The 18,624-nt window shown below is 72.2% G+C and carries 16 protein-coding genes and 4 tRNA genes; 8 read left to right on the top strand and 12 right to left on the bottom strand.

The genetic code is table 11. The features are described 5' to 3' along the window. Positions 1-58 precede the first annotated feature (58 nt). From DCI01S_RS01960 to dxs, 3 genes are all read left to right on the top strand, one after another. Entirely contained in the window at positions 59-2,098 is a 2,040-nt protein-coding gene (locus tag DCI01S_RS01960; protein WP_106386140.1) for an APC family permease, read from the top strand. After that, positions 2,095-3,447: a class I SAM-dependent RNA methyltransferase gene (locus tag DCI01S_RS01955; protein WP_061227708.1), complete on the top strand. Its 1,353-nt coding sequence runs from the start codon at positions 2,095-2,097 to the stop codon at positions 3,445-3,447. The genes DCI01S_RS01960 and DCI01S_RS01955 overlap by 4 nt, the downstream gene beginning before the upstream one ends. 118 nt (positions 3,448-3,565) lie before the next feature. After that, complete coding sequence (gene dxs / locus DCI01S_RS01950) at positions 3,566-5,443, top strand: 1-deoxy-D-xylulose-5-phosphate synthase (RefSeq protein ID WP_061227707.1); 1,878 nt, start codon at positions 3,566-3,568, stop codon at positions 5,441-5,443. A gap of 24 nt (positions 5,444-5,467) precedes the next feature. Here dxs and DCI01S_RS01945 read toward each other — a convergent pair whose 3' ends face one another. Both DCI01S_RS01945 and DCI01S_RS01940 read right to left on the bottom strand, forming a co-directional pair. Beyond that, positions 5,468-6,706, bottom strand: coding sequence for an HRDC domain-containing protein (locus tag DCI01S_RS01945; protein ID WP_061227706.1), 1,239 nt, complete (start codon positions 6,704-6,706; stop codon positions 5,468-5,470). Further along, entirely contained in the window at positions 6,703-7,290 is a 588-nt protein-coding gene (locus DCI01S_RS01940) for a DUF3000 domain-containing protein (protein ID WP_007627671.1), read from the bottom strand. Before DCI01S_RS01940 ends, DCI01S_RS01945 begins: the two co-directional genes overlap by 4 nt. Positions 7,291-7,396: 106 nt before the next feature. On the opposite strand from DCI01S_RS01940, the gene hemE reads away from it, so the two are divergent. Genes hemE through hemQ form a run of 3 tightly spaced genes read left to right on the top strand, consistent with a single transcriptional unit; the run spans position 7,397 to position 10,617 of the window. Continuing rightward, positions 7,397-8,530, top strand: a complete 1,134-nt coding sequence (gene hemE, locus DCI01S_RS01935) for a uroporphyrinogen decarboxylase (protein ID WP_061227705.1) — start codon at positions 7,397-7,399, stop codon at positions 8,528-8,530. Continuing rightward, entirely contained in the window at positions 8,527-9,918 is a 1,392-nt protein-coding gene (gene hemG, locus DCI01S_RS01930) for a protoporphyrinogen oxidase (RefSeq protein WP_061227704.1), read from the top strand. The genes hemE and hemG overlap by 4 nt, the downstream gene beginning before the upstream one ends. Before the next feature lie 3 nt (positions 9,919-9,921). Next, a complete protein-coding gene (hemQ, locus tag DCI01S_RS01925; RefSeq protein WP_061227703.1) occupies positions 9,922-10,617 on the top strand; it encodes a hydrogen peroxide-dependent heme synthase in 696 nt (231 codons plus the stop codon). 79 nt (positions 10,618-10,696) lie between these two features. Here the strand turns inward: hemQ and msrB are convergent, their stop codons facing one another. From msrB to DCI01S_RS01905, 4 genes are read right to left on the bottom strand one after another with little or no spacing between them, the layout of a single operon-like run. Beyond that, a complete protein-coding gene (gene msrB, locus DCI01S_RS01920; RefSeq protein ID WP_061227702.1) occupies positions 10,697-11,131 on the bottom strand; it encodes a peptide-methionine (R)-S-oxide reductase MsrB in 435 nt (144 codons plus the stop codon). A gap of 9 nt (positions 11,132-11,140) precedes the next feature. After that, complete coding sequence (locus DCI01S_RS01915) at positions 11,141-12,337, bottom strand: glycosyltransferase family 87 protein (RefSeq protein ID WP_232303085.1); 1,197 nt, start codon at positions 12,335-12,337, stop codon at positions 11,141-11,143. 53 nt (positions 12,338-12,390) lie between these two features. Beyond that, positions 12,391-13,932, bottom strand: a complete 1,542-nt coding sequence (locus DCI01S_RS01910) for an alpha/beta fold hydrolase (protein WP_061227700.1) — start codon at positions 13,930-13,932, stop codon at positions 12,391-12,393. Between the two features lie 41 nt (positions 13,933-13,973). Beyond that, positions 13,974-14,720 (bottom strand): dihydrofolate reductase family protein, encoded by a 747-nt coding sequence (locus DCI01S_RS01905; RefSeq protein WP_061227699.1) that lies wholly within the window; start codon positions 14,718-14,720, stop codon positions 13,974-13,976. A gap of 51 nt (positions 14,721-14,771) precedes the next feature. On the opposite strand from DCI01S_RS01905, the gene zapE reads away from it, so the two are divergent. Beyond that, positions 14,772-15,788 carry a cell division protein ZapE gene (zapE, locus tag DCI01S_RS01900; protein ID WP_061227698.1) on the top strand — a complete coding sequence of 339 codons (1,017 nt, stop codon included), beginning with the start codon at positions 14,772-14,774 and terminating at the stop codon, positions 15,786-15,788. 374 nt (positions 15,789-16,162) lie between these two features. Here the strand turns inward: zapE and DCI01S_RS01895 are convergent, their stop codons facing one another. From DCI01S_RS01895 to DCI01S_RS01875, 5 genes are all read right to left on the bottom strand, one after another. Further along, complete coding sequence (locus tag DCI01S_RS01895) at positions 16,163-16,696, bottom strand: GNAT family N-acetyltransferase (protein ID WP_061227697.1); 534 nt, start codon at positions 16,694-16,696, stop codon at positions 16,163-16,165. Between the two features lie 22 nt (positions 16,697-16,718). Then, positions 16,719-16,949, bottom strand: a complete 231-nt coding sequence (locus tag DCI01S_RS01890) for a hypothetical protein (RefSeq protein ID WP_007627691.1) — start codon at positions 16,947-16,949, stop codon at positions 16,719-16,721. 159 nt (positions 16,950-17,108) lie between these two features. Beyond that, a tRNA-Val gene (locus tag DCI01S_RS01885) sits at positions 17,109-17,183 on the bottom strand. Between the two features lie 31 nt (positions 17,184-17,214). Further along, positions 17,215-17,285, bottom strand: a tRNA-Cys gene (locus tag DCI01S_RS01880). 49 nt (positions 17,286-17,334) lie between these two features. Continuing rightward, a tRNA-Gly gene (locus DCI01S_RS01875) sits at positions 17,335-17,407 on the bottom strand. 556 nt (positions 17,408-17,963) lie between these two features. Here DCI01S_RS01875 and DCI01S_RS01870 point away from each other — a divergent pair. Beyond that, positions 17,964-18,035: transfer RNA gene (locus DCI01S_RS01870), tRNA-Val, on the top strand. Between the two features lie 106 nt (positions 18,036-18,141). Here DCI01S_RS01870 and DCI01S_RS01865 read toward each other — a convergent pair. Beyond that, positions 18,142-18,624: DsbA family oxidoreductase (locus tag DCI01S_RS01865; protein ID WP_167349527.1), on the bottom strand; the 483-nt coding region annotated here is incomplete at its 5' end.

Here is an 18,624-nt window from a genome sequence, read left to right as displayed (position 1 = left end):
CCCACTCCTCACGGCGCACCCTCGTGCCCCAGGGACGTCACGCTACTCACATCCGCGGATGCTGTCCGCCGCGGCGCGCGGGTCCTACGATGTGTCGGTGTCCAGGATCTCCAGGGTCTCCGTGGGAGCCAAGCGCCTGTTGGTGGGGCGCCCCTTCCGCAGCGACACCATCGGCACGATGCGCCTGCGCAAACGGATAGCCCTGCCGGTGTTCGCCTCCGACGCGTTGTCGTCGGTGGCCTACGCCCCGCAGGAGATCTTCCTCGTGCTGTCGATCGCCGGGATGTCGGCGATCGCGTTCACCCCGTGGGTCGGGGTGGCGGTCGCGTTCGTCATGGTCGTCGTCATCGCCTGTTACCGGCAGAACGTCCACGCCTACCCGTCGGGGGGCGGTGACTACGAGGTGGCCACGGTCAACCTCGGTCCCCGCGCCGGCCTCGGGGTTGGTGCGGCGCTGCTCATCGACTACGTCCTCACGGTCGCCGTCTCGATCTCCGCCGCGGCGGCGAACATCGGCTCGGCCATCCCGTTCGTGCAGTCCCACGCCGTCTTCTTCGCCGTACTCGCGATCGCAGGACTCGCCGCGCTCAACCTCCGGGGGATCCGGGAGTCCGGGGCGATGTTCGCGGTGCCCGTCTACGCGTTCCTCGCGTCCATGATCGCCCTCATCGTGTGGGGCCTGGTGCAGGTCGAGGTCCTCGGCCGCGACCTGCGCGCGGAGTCGGCGGGGTTCGACCTCGTCCCCGCGGAGGGCGCCGAGGTGACCGGCCTGGCGCTGGCGTTCGTCGTGGCCAAGTCCTTCGCCTCGGGCTGCGCCGCGCTCACCGGTGTCGAGGCCATCCACAACGGGGTGCCGGCCTTCCGCAAGCCCCGCGCCCGCAACGCGGCGATCACCCTCACGATCCTGGGCGTGCTGTCGGTCTCTTTCCTGCTGGGCCTCATCGCGCTGGCGCGCAGGCTCGGGGTCCGGATCGCGGAGAACCCGGCCACCCAGCTCGTCGGCGCCCCGGAGGGGTATCAGCAGAAGACGATGATCGCGCAGCTCGCGGAGCCGGTCTTCGCCGGGCTGCCGATCGCGTTCTACGTCGTCATGGTCGTGACCGCGACCATCCTCGTGCTGGCGGCCAACACCGCGTTCAACGGCTTCCCCGTGCTGGCGTCGGTCCTGGCCCGCGACAAGTACCTTCCCCGGCAGCTCGCCACCCGCGGCGACCGGCTCGCATTCTCCAACGGCATCGTGCTCCTGGCGATCGCGGCGATCGCGCTGGTGATCGCGTTCGACGCCCGGGTCACGGTCCTCATCCAGCTGTACATCGTGGGTGTCTTCGTGGCGTTCACGCTGGGCCAGCTCGGGATGGTCCGCCACTGGACACGGCGGCTGCAGCACGAGGAGATCCCGGCGGTGCGTCGGCGGGCTCGCCGGTCGCGGGCGGTCAACGCGGTCGGGTTCGGCCTCACCTCGGGTGTCCTCGTCATCGTTATGTCCACCAAGTTCTTCTCCGGCGCCTATATCGCCGTCCTCGCCATGGTGGCGGTCTTCGGCGTGATGAGGCTCATCCACCGGCACTACGACGCGGTGGCGCGTGAACTGGACGACTCCTCCCGCGAGGTCGTGCTGCCCAGCCGCACCCACTGCCTCGTCCTGGTCTCCAAACTGCACCTGCCGACCCTGCGGGCCCTCGCGTACGCCAGGGCGACCCGCCCGGACACCATCGAGGCCCTGACGGTGAACATCGACACCGCCGAGACGCGCACCCTCGTCAGGGAGTGGGAGAGCCGGGGCATCTCCGTTCCGCTCAAGGTCGTCGAGTCCCCGTACCGTGAGATCAACCGCCCGGTCGTGGACTACGTCAAGCGGCTCCGGGACCAGTCGCCGCGGGACGTGGTGATCGTGTACATCCCGGAGTACGTGGTGGGCCACTGGTGGGAGCAGCTGTTGCACAACCAGAGCGCGCTGCGCCTCAAGACCCGCCTGCTCTACGAGCGTGGCGTCATGGTCACCAGCGTGCCGTGGCAGCTGTCGTCCTCGCGTGGCCGGGCGGAGCAGGCCCGCAATGAACCGATCGTCGGGCGTTTGGGCGGACCGGAGGCGAGATGACACACGAGCACACGACCGACTGGACGGGCCGCGTCCTGCGGCTGGAGGTGGCCGGCCCGGCGCACGGCGGTGAGTTCGTCGCCCGGCACGAGGGACGGGTGGTGTTCTGCCGTGGCGGCATCACCGGGGAGACGGTCGACGTCCTGGTCGAGGACGACCCGGGCCGCGCCTTCTGCCGCGGCACCGTGCAGTCGGTGATCGACGTGTCCCCGCACCGGGTGGAGACCGCCTGCCCGGCGGCCGCCGCCGGAGCCGGGTGCTGTGATTGGAGCCACATCGAACCCGCCGCGGCCCGCGGCTTCGCCGGCCGGATCCTCGCCGAGCAGGCAGTCAGGATCGGCCGGATCGACCCGCGCGCCGACGAGATCCCGGTCGAGGCCCCCGCGGGCGACGCCACCGCGACAGGGTGGCGCACGGTCGCCCGGTGGGTCACCGGCCCGGATGGCCGTCCCGGCGTCCGTCGGGCGCGGTCGCGGGACCTCGTGATGGAGCCCTGCGTCCAACCCGATCCGCGCATTCTCGACGCGGTGACCGTCGCGGACGTGGGCCCCGGACGCGAGCTCCTCGGGCTGCTCGGTGACGACGGGACGGTCCACGTCGCCCACCGGCCCGCGGTGCGTGACGAGCCCCGCGGGCAGGGCTCGCGCGCGCGTCGATCCGCCGCGACCCGGGCCCGGGCGCGGCGCTCCCGGGCGGCGGACTGGGAGTTCGTCACCGGCGGACCCGACGTCGTGCGGCGCGTGGGGGAGCGGGAGTGGCGGTTGCCCCCCGAGGCCTTCTGGCAGGCCCACCGCAGCGCGGCGACCCACTACGCGTCGGCGGTCCGCACGGCCGTGGCGCAGGCCCCGGGACTTCCGGACGAGCCCGTCGTCTGGGACCTCTACGGGGGCGCCGGACTGTTCGCCGCGGCCGTGCGGGAGGCCGTTCCGGGCGCGGACGTGACGGTGGTGGAGTCGTCCTCGGCCTCGCTGGGGGCGGTGTCGACCACCTCCGGATCCGGCGACCCGGACACGGCGTCCGCGGCCGGCCCGGGAGTGCACACGGTGCGCTCGAGGGTCGAGACGTTCCTCGAAGACCACGCGTTGGACGCCGACGCCCGCCGGGCGCCCGACGTCGTCGTGCTCGACCCGCCGCGCGGGGGCGCCGGCATCCCCGTCATGCAGCGCCTGGCGGAGGTGGCCCGGTCACGGATCGTCCACGTCGGTTGCGACGCCGCGAGTCTGGCCCGGGACGTCGGCGCGCTCGTCGCGGCCGGGTGGACGCTGACGGACCTGCGTGGCGTCGCTGCGTTCCCCGGTACCCACCATGTCGAGGGGATCGCGGTGCTGGATGCCCCGGTCGCGCGCTGAACCGCCACGGCGGTCGGCGGCCGACCGACCGACCGCGGGCGAGCCGGCGGGCCCTCAGCCCGTAGACTGGCGATTCGACCCATCGGGGTGTCGGACAGGGAAGGGGCAGTCGACAGCAATGAGCGTGCTCGATCAGGTGAACGGCCCCTCGGACCTCAGGGGGCTCGGACCCGACGAGTTGGGCCGGTTGTGCGGCGAGATCCGCGAGTTCCTCATCCGCAAGGTCGCTGCCACGGGCGGGCACCTCGGACCCAACCTGGGCGTCGTCGAGCTGACGGTCGCCCTGCACCGCGTGTTCGACTCGCCGCGCGACCCCATCGTCTTCGATACCGGGCACCAGTCATACGTGCACAAGATGCTCACCGGGCGCCGGGATTGCTTCGACGGCCTGCGCACCCGCGGGGGCCTCTCCGGCTACCCGTGCCGGGCGGAGAGCGAGCACGACATCGTCGAGTCCTCGCACGCCACCGCGTCGCTGTCGTACGCGGACGGGCTCGCCAAGGCCTTCGCGCTGCGTGGCGAGCGCGACCGGACCGTCGTCACCGTGATCGGGGACGGGGCGATGACCGGTGGCATGGCGTGGGAGGCCCTCAACAACATCGCGGCCGCGAAGGACCGGCCCATGGTGATCGTCGTCAACGACAACGGGCGATCGTATTCACCGACGATTGGCGGTCTCGCCGAGCGGCTGGGTGCCCTGCGTCTGCAGCCCGCGTACGAGAAGGCGATGGACCGGACGAAGAGCGCCCTGACCGCCCGCAAGGATGTCGTCGGCAAAGCGGTCTACTCGGTACTGCACGGCATCAAGGCCGGCGTCAAGGACGTCGTGTCTCCCCAGGAGCTGTTCGCCGACCTCGGCCTCAAGTACATGGGTCCGGTCGACGGGCACAACCTCGCCGCCACCGAGGCGGCACTCCGACTCGCCAAGGACTTCGGGGGCCCGGTGGTGGTCCACGTGGTCACCCGCAAGGGCATGGGCTACGTCCACGCGGAGAACAACGAGGCCGATCAGATGCACGCCACCGGGGTGATCGACCCCGAGACCGGCAAGCCGCTGTCGACCTCGTCGTCCGTCGACTGGACCTCGGTGTTCTCCGAGGAGCTCTGCGCGATCGGCACAGAGCGTGACGACGTCGTGGCGATCACCGCCGCGATGGCGGGGCCCACCGGGCTCGCGGCGTTCGGCGAGCGGTTCCCCGATCGGATGTTCGACGTCGGTATCGCCGAGCAGCACGCGGTTGCCTCCGCGTCCGGGCTGGCCCTGGGCGGGATGCATCCCGTGGTGGCCGTCTACTCGACCTTCCTCAACCGGGCCTTCGACCAGCTCCTCATGGACGTCGCCCTCCTCCGTCAGCCCGTGACCCTGGTGCTGGACCGTTCGGGCGTGACCGGCCCCGACGGCGCCAGCCACAACGGGATGTGGGACCTGTCGCTCACCGGCATCGTCCCCGGCGTGCGGGTGGCCGCGCCGCGCGATGCGCTCACCCTGCGCCAGGAGCTCCGCGAGGCCGTGGCCGTCGACGACGGCCCCACTGTCGTGCGCTTCCCCAAGGGCTCCGTGGGCGAGCCCGTGCCGGCCCTGGCCACCTCCGAGGACGGCGTGGACCGCGTTCACGGCCCGGGTGATGCCGAGGTGCTGGTGGTGGCCGTGGGCCCCATGGTCGCTCCGGCCGTGGCCGCGGCCCGCGCGCTCGAGGCCGAGGGGATCTCCGTGGACGTGGTCGACCCGAGGTGGGTCTACCCCGTGCCGGCGTCGATCGTCGAGTCCGCCCGCGGCCGCCGCCTGGTGGTGACGGTCGAGGACAACGGACTCCACGGCGGAGTCGGGTCCGCGGTCTCGGCCCGCCTGGACGGTGCCGCGGTGCAGTGCGACCGTATCGCACTGGGCATCCCGCAGGAGTTCCTCGACCACGGCTCCCGCGCAGAGATCCTCTCCGAGGCCGGCCTGACCGCGGAGGGGATCGCCGAGAGCATCAGGGCCCGCCTGGCACTGTGACCGCGGCCCGGCCGACCAGGCGGGTCAGCTCTCCGCCCGGAACCGGCGCACCGCCTCGAGCAGGGGGCCGGTCGTCAACTCGATCTGCCACTCGCGTGCTTCTTCCTCACGCAGAACCTCATGGAGCAGTTCGGCGTCGTCGGCGGGAGTGGTGGTTGCCGCACGCCAGACCCACAGCCGCAGTGTCGAAGGCTTGAGGAGCAGCCCCTGGTCGATGCCCAGGTCGTCGGCGAGAGCGGCGATCGCCTCCCGCGCGACGTCCAGGAGCGCGGCGGCCTCTGGCTCGTTGCGCTTCCAGGACGCGTGCGGGGGATGCTCGGCGGGCGGCCCCTGACGTGACGGCAGGTCCTCGCGGCCGAGCCCGTCGGCCCATTCCAGTGCGGCCAGCCATTCGCCGACCAGGCGTCTGCGTTGCGGGCCGTCGAAACCGTCGATCGCCAGTAGCGCGGACCGGCTGGTCGGGCCTACCCGTGCGGCCTCGATGACGGCGGCGTCGGCCAGCAATCGCTTGGGGGCGATGTCCCGCTCGGCGGCCACGCGGTCGCGGGCCATCCACAGCTCCCGCGCGCGGGCCAGCTGGCGGGCGTCGCGCAGACTCGACAGGCGCGTCAGACGTCGCCAGGGGTCGGCGGCGGCCGGGGCCGGGACCGAGTCGACGAGGTGCCGACACTCCGCCTCGAACCACTCACGGCGGCCCAGGGCGTCGAGTCGGGGCAGCACCTCGTCCGCCAGTTCGTGGAGTAACAGCACGTCGTAGGCCGCGTAGTCGAGCCACGCGGCGGGCAGCGGCCGGCGGGACCAGTCCGCGGCCGAGTGCGCCTTGGCCAGCCCGATCCCGAGGTGCTCGGAGATCATGGCGGCGAGGTTGACCCTCTCGATCCCGAGGAACCGGCCGGCGAGCTCGGTGTCCACCAGCGACGTGGGATGGATGCCGAGCTCGCGGAGGGACGGCAGGTCCTGGCTCGCGGCGTGGAACAGCAGCGGCCGCTCCGAGAGGACGGTGGCGAGCGGTCCGACGGTCCGGCCCGGGGTCTCCGGGTCCACGAGCAGGGCGGGCTCGCCGGGGACGCGGAGCTGGAGGAGGAACGCGCGCTCGGAGTAGCGGATCCCGGAGGCGCGTTCGACGTCCACCGCGATCGGCTCGGACGACGCGTCCAGGGCGTCGACGACCGCACCGATTCCGGAGAGGTCGTCGATGAACTCGTACTCGGCAGGGGGAGGCGCCGCCCCGGGCGGGGTCTCGCCGCGGCGGCGCCCGCTCACGCCCGTCCGTGCAGGGACGTGACCCCGACGGGCGGCAGGCCGGCGGCCTGCGCCAGGGTCTTGCAGAACGCCGACGCGTGGCCGGTGAGGTCCGGCTCGAGGGCCGTCCACGACGCGCGCAGCTCCAGCTGATGGGCCTGCGGGGGGCCGGCGATGTCGCCGTAGCGGACGGAGGCCGTGCTGGTGACGGTCCCGCCGAGGGCCGTGTACGGTCCGGCCTCCTCGTCGAGCGCCTCGGTCAGCCAGCTCCACGCCACCTGCGGCAGGAGCGGATCACCCGCCAACGAGGCCTCCATGTCCGCCTGGATGTACGCGACCAACCGCAGGGTGCCGTTCCACGCGTCGTCGCCTGACGGGTCGTGCAGCAGGATGAGCCGGCCGAACGCGTCGCCGTCGGAGAATTCCGGCACGTCGTCGCCCCGGGGCGGGAGGATCTCCACACCGAGGGCGTGACTGTAGGGCGCCAGTCGCTGCGGCGGGCGGATCGGGCCGACCGAGATCTCGGGGCGGACCTCGAGCCGCGACAGCGACTCGACCGCCGCCCGGAAGACCTCGGGCTCGCCGTCATTGACCGATGTGCTCACAGGTCGTCACGCTAGCGACCACCGCCACGGGCGTGGAAGAGGCGCGCCGTCACCTGGCCGGGTGGGCAGACCGGCCCCGGCGGTCACTTCATGGGACGATGGAGGCGTGTTGAACTCTGATGCGTCCTCGTCCCCCCTTCCCGGCGGCGCCCCCGGCGCCGGAACCACCGAGCGGGTGGCCGTGGCCCCGGGCCGTCGCGCCGGGACCGGCCCCTACCTCGACGAGGTGACGGGCAGGGGCGGGTCGCACACGCCGGTGTGGTTCATGCGCCAGGCGGGACGGTCCCTGCCCGAGTACAAGGAGGTCCGGGGCGGCTCGACCATGCTCGAGGCGTGCTTCGACCCGGAGATGACCTGCGAGATCACGCTGCAGCCGGTGCGCCGTCACGGCGTGGACGCGGCGATCTTCTTCTCCGACATCGTCATCCCCCTGGCCGCGGCCGGCGTGGACATCGACATCGTCCCGGGGACCGGTCCCGTGGTGGCCGAGCCGATCCGCGACGAGTCCGACGTGGCCGCGCTGCCCGAGCTCACCCCGGACCGACTGGAGGCCATCGAGGAGGCGGTCCGGCTCATCACCGCGGAGCTCGACCCGGCCGTGGCCCTCATCGGCTTCGCGGGCGCGCCCTTCACCCTGGCCTCCTATCTCATCGAGGGCGGCCCCAGCCGCAACCACGAGCACACCAAGTCGCTCATGTACTCCCGCCCCGAGGTGTGGAACGCGCTGATGGGCAAGCTCGCCGACCTCACGACCGTGTTCCTCCGCGCGCAGATCGGGGCGGGCGTCGACGCGATCCAGCTCTTCGACTCGTGGGCCGGGGCGCTGACCGAGCGGGACTACCGCTCTCTGGTCCTGCCGCATTCCACGCGCATCTTCTCCGACGAGGTCATCTCCTCGGTACCGCGCACGCACTTCGGCGTGGGCACCGGCGAGCTGCTCGGCGCCATGAGTGAAGCCGGCCCAGAGGTGGTGGGCGTGGACTGGCGCATCCCACTCGACGACGCCGCCGCCCGGGTGCCCGGCAAGGTCCTGCAGGGCAACCTCGACCCGGCGATGCTCTTCGCCGACCGCTCGGCCCTGGACGGCGAAGTCCGGCGCATCCTCGAGGAGGGGCGCCGCGCCCGCGAGGCCGGCTCCGCCGGGCACGTCTTCAACCTCGGCCACGGGGTCCTGCCCGCGACCGACGCGGGTGCCGTGACCCACGTGGTGGAGCTCGTCCACGAACTCTCCGGCAAGTGACGGAGACGTCGCCGCGGGTCGTCGTGGTGGGGGGCGGCCTCAGCGGACTGACGGCCGCCTACCAGCTCTCCCTGGAGCTCCCCGACGCCCACGTGACCGTCCTCGAGGCGTCGGCGTCACCCGGGGGAGCGCTGCACACGGTCGACTTCCCGTCGGGGCCCATGGAGCTCGGTGCGGAGGCGTTCATCGCCCGCCGCCCCGAGGCCTCACAGCTCGTCGTCGAACTCGGCCTCACCGACTCGCTGCGCCACCCGGGCCCGCTCGGGCCGGCCATCCTCACCGGCGGGCGCGCGGTCCCCATGCCGCGCGGGACCCTCATGGGTCTGCCGTCGGACGTCGACGCCCTGTCGGAGGTGCTCGGCCCCGCCGAGCGGGAAGTCGCCGCGCGCGAGGCGGATCTGCCGCTCGCGTGGGAGCCTGGCTCGGACGTGTCCCTGGGCGCCCTGGTCGCCGAGCGGTTCGGCCCCGCGGTCGTCGCCCGGCTCGTCGATCCCATGCTCGGCGGGGTGTACGCCGCCCCCAGCAGCGGGCTCGGCCTGCGCCAGGTCGTGCCCGGGCTCGCCGAGGCGCTCGATCGCGGCGCACCCAGCCTCACCGCCGCCGCCCGCCAGCTCACCGGCACCCGCACGCCCGGCCCGGTGTTCGCCACTCTCGACGGCGGCTATCGCGTCCTCGTCGACGCACTCGCCGCCGCCTCCGGCGCCCTGATCCGCACGGGCGCGAGGTGCACCTCCCTGCGTCGCGAGGGTAACGGATACACGCTGGCGGTCGCCGGCGACCGCGGGTCGTGGACCGAGAACACGGACCTCGTCGTCGTCGCCGTCCCTGTTCGCCACGCCGCGCCGCTTCTCACCGCCGCCGGCGGCCTCGACGCCGGGGAACAGGCGCTGTCCGGAATCCGCACGGCCTCCTCGGCCGTCGTCGCGCTCGAGGTCGACCGCTCGACGAACCTCCCGGAGCGGTCCGGAATCCTCGTCGCAACCGACGAGCCGGTGCCGTTCAAGGCCATGACCTTCACGAGCCACAAGTGGCCCCACCTCGACACCCGCCCCGGTCACCTGGTGCGGGTGTCGTTCGGGCGACTCGACGACGACGAGGTGCTCGCCTCCGACGACGCCGCCCTCACCCGGATGGCCGGGTCCGCGCTGGGGGGACTGTGCGGCTCGGTGCCGACGATCCTGCACTCGCGGGTGCGCCGCTGGACGGACGCACTCGCCGAGATCGGCCCCGGTCACGACGCCCGGATCGCCGGGGTACGGGCCGAGCTGGCCGAGCGGCTACCCGGCGTGGAGCTCGTCGGCGGGGCGACCGAGGGCGTAGGGGTACCCGCCTGTATCGGGTCGGCACGGGCCGCGGCCCGTCGGCTGGCCGCGAAGTGGCAGGATTGAGCCATGGCACGCCTCGACTACTCCAAGCTCAACTCCACCCTGCGCTACCTCATGTTCTCGGTCTTCACCGTGACGCCCGGGCAGCTCGGAGACGACCGGGACGCGGTCGCCGCGGATCTCGAGACCTTCCTCGCCCGCTACGAGGGCACGGACGTCGTGGTGCGCGGACTGTACGACGTCTCCGGCCTGCGCGCCGAGGCCGACTTCATGTTCTGGACCCACGCCGAGCACATCGAGGACCTGCAGCGGTTCTACAACGACTTCCGACGCACCACCCTGCTCGGCCGGGCCAGCACGGCGTTCTGGTCCAACACCGCCCTGCACCGGCCCGCCGAATTCAACAAGAGTCACATCCCCGCTTTCCTCGCCGAGGAGGAACCGGGAGCGTACATTTCCGTGTACCCGTTCGTGCGTTCCTACGAGTGGTACCTGCTGCCCGACGAAGAGCGGCGCCAGATCCTCGCCGAGCACGGTCGCGCCGCCCGCGAGTATCCGGACGTCCGCGCGAACACCGTGCCCGCGTTCTCGCTGGGTGACTACGAGTGGATCCTCGCCTTCGAGGCGCCGCAGCTCGACCGCATCGTCGATCTCATGCGGATCATGCGCTCGACCGAGGCCCGTCGCCACGTGCGCGAGGAGATCCCGTTCTTCACCGGGCCGCGCGTCACGGCCGCGCAGCTCACCGCGTCCCTGCCGTAGGGTCCACGCTCACCCGACAGAGCGCGGAAAAGGGGCCGGCCGGAACTGATCCGGTCGGCCCCTTTCGCGCGTGTCGCGCTCAGCCCTCGGCGGGCTCGAGCGTCAGGCTCACCGAATTGATGCAGTATCGCAGGTCGGTGGGCGTGCCGTAGCCCTCGCCGGCGAACACGTGTCCCAGGTGACCGTGGCAGTTGGCGCAGATGACCTCGGTGCGGGTCATGCCGAGCGAGGTGTCCTCGCGCTCGATGACCGCGTCGCCGGCCAGCGGAGTGAAGAACGAGGGCCAGCCGCAGTTCGACTCGAACTTGGCGTCGCTGCGGAACAGCTCCGCACCGCAGCCGCGGCAACGGTAGACGCCCTCGGTCTTGGTGTCGTTGTACTCGCCCGTGAAGGGCCGCTCGGTCCCGGCCTGCCGCAGGACCTGGTACTCCGCCGGGGTGAGGCGGCGGCGCCACTCGGCGTCGTCGAGGGTGAAGTCGGGCTGGGGGGTGTGGCTGTCGGTGGGCTTGCTCATGCCCGCAGGTTACGCCGCCGCGGCAGCCGGTGCGATCCGCTCGTGGCGGCTGGGGTCCGAGCGGCGCCACAGGAGCACCACCAGGACGGTGGCCAACAGCAGCAGCCAGCCGAGGGTCGGGTGCGCGAACTCGAGCAGCCGCCCGTAGTACGGCCAGCGTGTCGACTCCCAGAAGTCGAGTGTGAAGAACCCGTAGGCGGCGAGCCACGCCGGCCAGGTGCGCACCAGGGACCTGTCGAGCACCACCGTGAGCATGATGGGGATGAGCATCATGGAGTAGTACATCTGGCCGAGGGTGGAGACGAGGAACACACCGGTGAGGACGACGCCGGAGGTGGTGGCGAGCCACAGCACCTCGTGGTTGTGGCGGTACTCGAGCAGCAGCCACACCGCCAGCAGCGTCGCGGCCACCACGAGGATCCGCGCGACCAGGATGAGCGGCTCCGGGACCCCGTAGTACAGACCGAGCCCCGCGAGCGAGCTGTTGTAGTAGTCACGCACCTCGCCCATGTAGGCCAGTGTGGTGTCGAGGTAGCTGCGGGCGTCGACGGTCAGCGCCCAGCCGGCGGCCATGGCCACGGCGGGGATCGCGGCGGCCGTGACGAACGGTTGCCACTGCCTGCGGATGAGCGGCAGCACGAGTAGAGGCGCCAGCATCGGTTTGATCGCGAGCGACAGGCCGATGGCCACGCCGGCCCACCACAGGCGCCGGCGGTGCAGGAGGTACAGGAACGCGACCTGGCAGAGGAAGATCACGCCGTTGACGTTGGTGAACACCAGCGTGTTGGTCACGGCCTCCGTGCAGAACGCGGCCAGCAGGATCGCGGGGGCGGCGAACGACCGGACGTCCAGGTCGAACAGCCGCATCAGCAGCCACAGCGCGGCGATGATCGCGGCGGTGTTGAGGCCGATGAACAGCCAGCGGGCGAGCGTGTAGTTGTCGATCATCCCGAACGGGGCCAGCATCAACGTCCCGCTGGGGGCGTAGAGGTAGTGCGGCTGGACGGTCAGCAGGTTCTCGGCGTACACCGGCTCGCCGGCGAGGAACCGCCTGGTGGCGGCGTAGACCGTGCCGAAATCGTTGGTGATCGAGCCGTTGACGGCCCGGATCAGGACACGGTGGATGACGGTCATGATCGCCAACGGCCACAACACGTGGGCAAGGACGCGGGGCACGGTCATCGTGTTTCGGGTGGGCAACGGCACGTCAGGCAGGGTACCGCCTGGCCCTCCGGGGTCGGGCGAGGCGCTCCGGTCGGTCAGGACGGGCAGGCGGCGGAGTCCTCGGCGGTGTCGGGGTCGGCCAGGAATCCGGTCACCGCGGTTCGGGCGCACCCGGAGTGCAGGATCACCCGCGACCCGGGCGCGCCCCAGGTGAGCGTGCGGACGTCGGTGGCGCCGGCGGCGGTGAGCGCGGCGACGGACGGTTCGACGGCGGCGGCGCCGGCGACGGGGTCGGCGATCCCGCCCAGGAGCAGGACCGGGACGTCGGCGGGCACGCTGACCGGGGCCTGCCCGGGGACGGGCCAGGTGGAGCATGCGGACAGCTGCGCGGCGAGGATCTCCCCGAACGGCGGGGTCCCGGCCCACTCGGTGCTCAGTTCGTCGACGCGGTTGACCGGCACGCGGCGTGACAGGTCGGAGCACCCGGCCACGTACGGCAGGGAGGTCCCGGACAGTTCTGTGGCGCGGTCGCGGACGCTGTCGGGGGTCTCGTCGGGCGCCGCGCTCACGAGGTCGCCGAGGATCACGTCGCCCGGGGACGGGGCGCCGGCGGAGGCGCCGGACAGGTCGGCCAGCGCGGAGCGGACGACGTCGGACAGCAGGGCTGCGGCCACGGTCGCGCCGGGGTCGCGGGCGCGGTCGAGGGCCCGGGCGATCGCGTCGACCTTCTGGTCGGCGTCGCCGGGTCCGCACTCCGGCCGCGTGCACGAGGCGGCCCAGAGCCGCAGCGCGGAGTCGGAGCCGTCGAGGGCGGCGCGGGCGGCGGCCTCCTGGTCGCCGTCGGCGGGGGCGGGCGAGTCGACGACCAGCGTCGACAGACGGCCGGGGTGGGCGCTCGCGTAGGCCAGGGCGGTGCGGGCGCCGGTGCCGATCCCCAGAACGGCGAGTCCGGGGACCCCCCATTCCTGCCGGAGCCGTTCGAGGTCCTCGGCGGCGCCCGCGGCGCCGAAGTCCAGTTCGCGGCCCTGGAGCTGGTCGGTGCAGGACTGCGCGGTGTCGGCGAGGGCGCCGCGCACCTCGGGGGAGGTGGGGTCGGTGCCACGGTCCGCCAGCCCGTCGAGTGTGCGCCGGGCGGGGAAGGACAGGCACGCTCCGGCCGCGCCGGACCGGCCCCGATGGTCGACGACGACGAGCGGCCGGGAGTCGGTGAGTTCGGGGCCGGCGGAGGCGAGCCGCGCCGTGAGGCTGTCGGGTGAGGTCTCGGGACCGGCGACGACGACGAGGGGCGCGGCGTCGTCCGGGGTGCCCGTCGCCGTGAGGCGCAGGACGTGCGTGTCCCCGAGCGTCGAGCACTCGACGGTGGCCTCCTCCGGCATCCCGCGGGCCCGGTCCGCCGCGCAGGGTGTCCAGGTGAGGTCGGAGCGCGGTGCGAGCCACTCCGGGCGGTCCGCTGTCTCCCGGCCGGTACCGCCGTCGGCGTCACGGCCCGGGCCGTCGCCGGTGGCCAGCCGCGGGCCCGTGGCGGGCAGAGGCGCGCAGGCGGCCGCCGCCACCGCGATGGCGGCCAGCACGGCACCGAGCGCGCGCGTCAGCCGGTCGCGGCACCGGGGAGCCGGGTGGTCTCCGCCGCGGGTCATCTGTTCGAGGCGCCGGGGAGCCGGATCGTCTCCGCCGCGCCTCACCCGGACGCCCCGTCGACGACCCAGCGCGTGTAGAGCCCGCCGCGTGGGCAGGTGAACGCGGCGGCGAGCCGCATCGGCACCCTGCTGGTGCCCGGGCCGCTGGCCAGCGGTGTGCGGTCGCCGCCGACGACGAGCTGCGGCGCGACGGACAGCACGAGCTCGTCGACCGCGCCCTCGCGGAGGAAGGTGCCGAGGAGTCCGGGGCCGCCCTCGAATGCCACCTCGGACGCCCCGAAGTGGGTGGCCAGCGATCGGACCGCCGCGCGCAGCGGCCCGGGGTCCAGCACGTGGACGGTCACGCCCTGTCGGCGGGCGGCCTCCAGGCGGTCGCCCGGGACGCCGTGTGCGGCGACGACCTGGACGGCGTCGCCCAGGGGCGCGCAGTGGTCGATCAGCCGGTCGGGGATGCTCCGGGTGAACACCAGGACCACCGGCGGGGGACCGGGGCGTCGGTCCGCCCAGGCGTCGGCGATCGTGGCGGGACCGTATCCCTCGGTCAGCGCCGTGGCGGAGCCCACCATCACCAGGTCGGCCCGGGCGCGCATGGCGTCGTAGACGAGCCTGTCGGTCGGGGTGCCGAGCCCGCCGCTACGCCCGTCGACGGTCGTGCTGCCGTCGACCGTGGAGATCATTACCGCCCGGATGCGGGGCAGGGCGAGATCGGGCTCCGGCTCCAGCGCCTCCCAGAGGGTGTCCAGGGCCGCGGGGTCGTCGTCGATCACGGTGAGCCGTGTCGTGTGCACCGCGGACTCCTTCCGTTCTGACGTCGGATGCCCCCACGATAGGCTCTGCGTATGGTCTCTCGCCTCGTTGACGTCACCCCGGTGGTCCCTGCCGACCAGCTCGTGGCCCAGATGGTGCCGCCGTCGATGTTCGACGACGTCAGCTTCGACTCCTACATCCCGGATCCGGCGCAGCCCTCGCAGGCCGCCGCGGTCAAGGCGTGTCGGCAGTTCGCGGAGGAGGTCAACTCGCGGCGCGCGCCGAAGAAGGGCCTATTCGGGCGGCGCCCCAAGGCCGTCCAGGGCACCGGTATCTACCTCGACGGCGGGTTCGGCGTGGGTAAGACCCACCTGTTGACCTCGATCTATCACAACTGTCCCGAGCCGAAGGCGTTCGGCACGTTCGTCGAGCTGACGCACGTGGTGGGTGCGCTCGGCTTCAACCGGGCGGTCGAGGAGCTCTCGGGCCACTCCGTGCTGTGCATCGACGAGTTCGAGCTCGACGACCCGGGCGACACCATGCTCGTCTCCCGCCTGCTCGCCGAGCTGACGACGGCCGGCGTCAGTGTGGCGGCCACGTCCAACACCCTGCCCGAGCAGCTGGGGGAGGGGCGCTTCGCGGCCAAGGACTTCATGCGGGAGATCCGCAAGATGTCGGGCATCTTCGAGTCCATCCGGGTGGACGGCCCGGACTACCGGCACCGCAACCTGCCGCCGGCCCCGGACCCGATGACCGACGATGACCTGCGGGCGGACGCCGAGGCGGTCGACGGCGCGACGTTCGATGACTTCGACGAGCTGTGCCAGCACCTGTCGACCCTGCATCCCTCCAAGTACAACCGCCTGGTCGACGGGGTGAACCGTGTCTGCCTGAGCGGGGTCAAGCCGCTGCCGGACCAGTCGATCGCGCTGCGGCTCGTGGTGCTCGCGGACCGTCTCTACGACGCGGGCATCCCGGTGCGGAACTCGGGCGACAAGCTGGACGCGATCTTCACCGAGGAGATGGTCGCCGGCGGGTACCGCAAGAAGTACCTGCGGGCGACTTCGCGCCTGCTGGCGCTGTCCCGCTTCGAGACCGTCGGCGGCTGAGCGCCGGCCGCAGCTGGCTCATTCCCGACGGCAGCGCCGCAGCCGGCTGATCGCCGGCCGCAGCTGGCTCATTCCCGACCGCAGCGCCGCGGCGCGCCCGGGGCCGGCGACCCGCCCGGGTTCTCAACCCGCGACGTCGCTTATCGGATCACCCGCCACCCATCGGCCTCCGCGCCGCCTATCTGCCTACGCACCACCTATCCGATAGCGCGCCACCTATCCGATAGCGCGACGCCTACGGGATCCCACAGGTGGCGCGTGGGCAGATAGGTGGCGTTGCCACAGCCGGGCATCGCCAGGGCGGCCTATCCCGAAGGAGCGCTCGAGGACCGGGATCGTCCGGCCGCGGCAGCGCGGCTCAGAAAGAGCGCGATTCAGAGAGGCAGTTCGTAGACGACATCGGTGTTGGCGACGCCGCCCACGTCAAAAGTCCGGTTCCCGCGGGGCTCGAACCCGTGCTTGACGTAGAACCGACGGGCCCGCGCGTTCGCGATATTCGTGGCCAACCAGACGCTCCGCACACCCGACTGTCGACTTCGCGCCGTCACGTCGTCGAGCATCCGGGACGCGATCCCTGCGCCGTGGTGGTCCGGGTCGACATAGAACTTGCTGATACCCCTCGTGGGGCGGTGGACGATCTGCGCTGCGCAGTCGGGATCCATCACGGTGCCCTCGACGAGCAGTACGTACCCCACGATCGCGCCGCAGTCTGCCCGGCACACCAGCACCTCGTGGTCCGAGGACTCCGTGTATGCCCTGAACGCCTCCTCACTGAGGTGCTCGGCGATGAAGGCCTCGATCACCCCCGCGTCGAGGTCCGGCGGGCACGCCAGCGGGAACGTACGGGCGGCCAGATCCGACAGGGGGCGGAGGTCGGCTTCTACGGCCTCGTCGAGTCGCGCGGTCACCCGACCAGCCTAGGGGCACCGTTCACGCGTGCAGATGGAGGCTCTCGTCCTCGCGTACCCCGCGGATGACATACCGCTCGATGTCGTCGCCACCGCCGAGGACGAGTGTGACCTCATACGAGTCGGCGGCGGTCCGGCGGAGGTCGGCGAGGACCCCGGTGGTATGACGGAAGTCGACGACGCGGCCGCGCATGCTCGCCACGTCGGCCCGGCCGACGGTCGTCGAATGGTGGAGCCGAGGCGTGGCAGTCATGCAACCATCATCCGTGACGGACATCACGCAGGCGGAACGGTCAGGTACCGGTACGGCGGCGATCCACCCAACGGCAGGGGCCCGCGGGTTAGTCCCGAAGTGCATCGCAGTGCCGGCGCTTCAACGCCGAAAGCCCCGGCCGGGGCCGGGGCTTTCGTGTGGTGCGCGATACTGGGATTGAACCAGTGACCTCTTCCGTGTCAGGGAAGCGCTCTCCCGCTGAGCTAATCGCGCGGGTTCTGCGCCCGGACGAGTCCGGACGTAGAGGTGGAGACGGGAATCGAACCCGTGTTGACGGCTTTGCAGGCCGCTGCCTCACCACTCGGCCACTCCACCGCAAAGGTATCGAGCCTGGTGAGGACGTCCTGGCTCCTCGATCCCTCCGAGCGGATGACGGGATTCGAACCCGCGACCCTCACCTTGGCAAGGTGATGCGCTACCAGCTGCGCCACATCCGCATCGCTTCCCGGCTCGCTGTTGCTCACCGCGTTGCGAGAATGAACATTAGCCGACGAGTTCCGCGGAACACAAATCCGGGGCCGGAAATGCGGGATGAACTGGGCAGATGTCCGAAATCGGCGCTCCGCAGCCGCCCCCGGCAGTCCCACACGCGGCCCGATCGGCAACCGGGGCCAGCGACGATCTCCGCGACCGCCGCGCCCGTGCCGTTCCCGCAGCGAACGCGCTTGCCGGTCCACGCTGCGATCAGGCCCACCCGGTGGCGAATCCGCGCGGGGCCCACGGCGGGCTCGGCAGACCCTTCGGCGAATTCCACCCGCGGCGCCTCCGAGCGCGCGGCTCAGATTTCGCGTCGCCTGTGATCACTCGCCGGTCGGGTGCGCGGACGGCGGCGGCCGGAGGGGGCGGGGCGCGGCGGGGTCGAGGCGGACGTGACGGGGGATTGAGGCGGTGGGCCCGTGCTGGGCGGTTGCGAGGATGCGTACCCCGAATTGGGCGGCGGGCCGGGGCTTGCTACAGTGTTCCGGTGCCGAGCGAGAGAGCCCGGCGACATGCGGTCCTATAGCTCAGCGGAAGAGCGCTCCGTTCACACCGGAGAGGTCACTGGTTCGAACCCAGTTAGGACCACAATCACAGCAGAAGCCCTCCCGGACATCGGGAGGGCTTCTGTCGTCGCAGGGGTCGATCGGGGCGCGGGAGCAGCCGGAGCGCAGGGCTGCCCGGCGGCGACGTGTCAGCCGGCGTCGGTTGTGGGCTCCGCGCTGGCCTCCGATGCCTGCTCCAATGCCTGCACGAACACCTCCACAGGCTGCGCGCCGCTCACCGCGAGCCGACCGTCGAACACGAAGAACGGCACCCCTCGGACCCCGAGGCCGCGGGCGGTCTCCACGTCGCGCCGCACCTCGTCGGAGAAATCGTCACCGGCAAGCGTCCGGTCGACCGCGTCGAAGGGCAGGCCGGCGTTGACACCGATCTTCCGGAGCACAGCGGGGTCCGAGATCACCTGCCCCTCGGAGAAGTGGGCGCGGCGCAGTCCCTCGTCCACCTCGTCGGCGCGCCCGTGCTTCGCCGCCAGCGCGGCGAGCCGGTGGGCGTCGAACGTCGAGCAGACCCGCGCCGACCGCCAGTTAAATTCGAGGCCCAACTCGCGGAACCGGGCGGCCATCTGTTCCTGGCCAGCCTCCGCCTCGGCCCGGGACATCCCGTATTTGCGGGC

It is taken from the genome of Dietzia cinnamea NBRC 102147, from assembly GCF_001571065.1.
GTDB lineage: Bacteria > Actinomycetota > Actinomycetes > Mycobacteriales > Mycobacteriaceae > Dietzia > Dietzia cinnamea.
Note: the sequence above shows the minus strand (reverse complement) of the source record. Positions and strands in the feature narration are given on the sequence as shown.

Excerpts from the sequence above, each read along its gene's own strand:
- hemQ (WP_061227703.1), top strand. The coding sequence starts at position 9,922 with ATGGCACGCCTCGACTACTCCAAGCTCAACTCCACCCTGCGCTACCTC.
- DCI01S_RS01890 (WP_007627691.1), bottom strand. The coding sequence starts at position 16,949 with ATGACTGCCACGCCTCGGCTCCACCATTCGACGACCGTCGGCCGGGCC.
- DCI01S_RS01960 (WP_106386140.1), top strand. The coding sequence starts at position 59 with ATGCTGTCCGCCGCGGCGCGCGGGTCCTACGATGTGTCGGTGTCCAGG.
- zapE (WP_061227698.1), top strand. The coding sequence starts at position 14,772 with ATGGTCTCTCGCCTCGTTGACGTCACCCCGGTGGTCCCTGCCGACCAG.
- msrB (WP_061227702.1), bottom strand. The coding sequence starts at position 11,131 with ATGAGCAAGCCCACCGACAGCCACACCCCCCAGCCCGACTTCACCCTC.
- DCI01S_RS01910 (WP_061227700.1), bottom strand. The coding sequence starts at position 13,932 with ATGACCCGCGGCGGAGACCACCCGGCTCCCCGGTGCCGCGACCGGCTG.
- dxs (WP_061227707.1), top strand. The coding sequence starts at position 3,566 with ATGAGCGTGCTCGATCAGGTGAACGGCCCCTCGGACCTCAGGGGGCTC.
- DCI01S_RS01955 (WP_061227708.1), top strand. The coding sequence starts at position 2,095 with ATGACACACGAGCACACGACCGACTGGACGGGCCGCGTCCTGCGGCTG.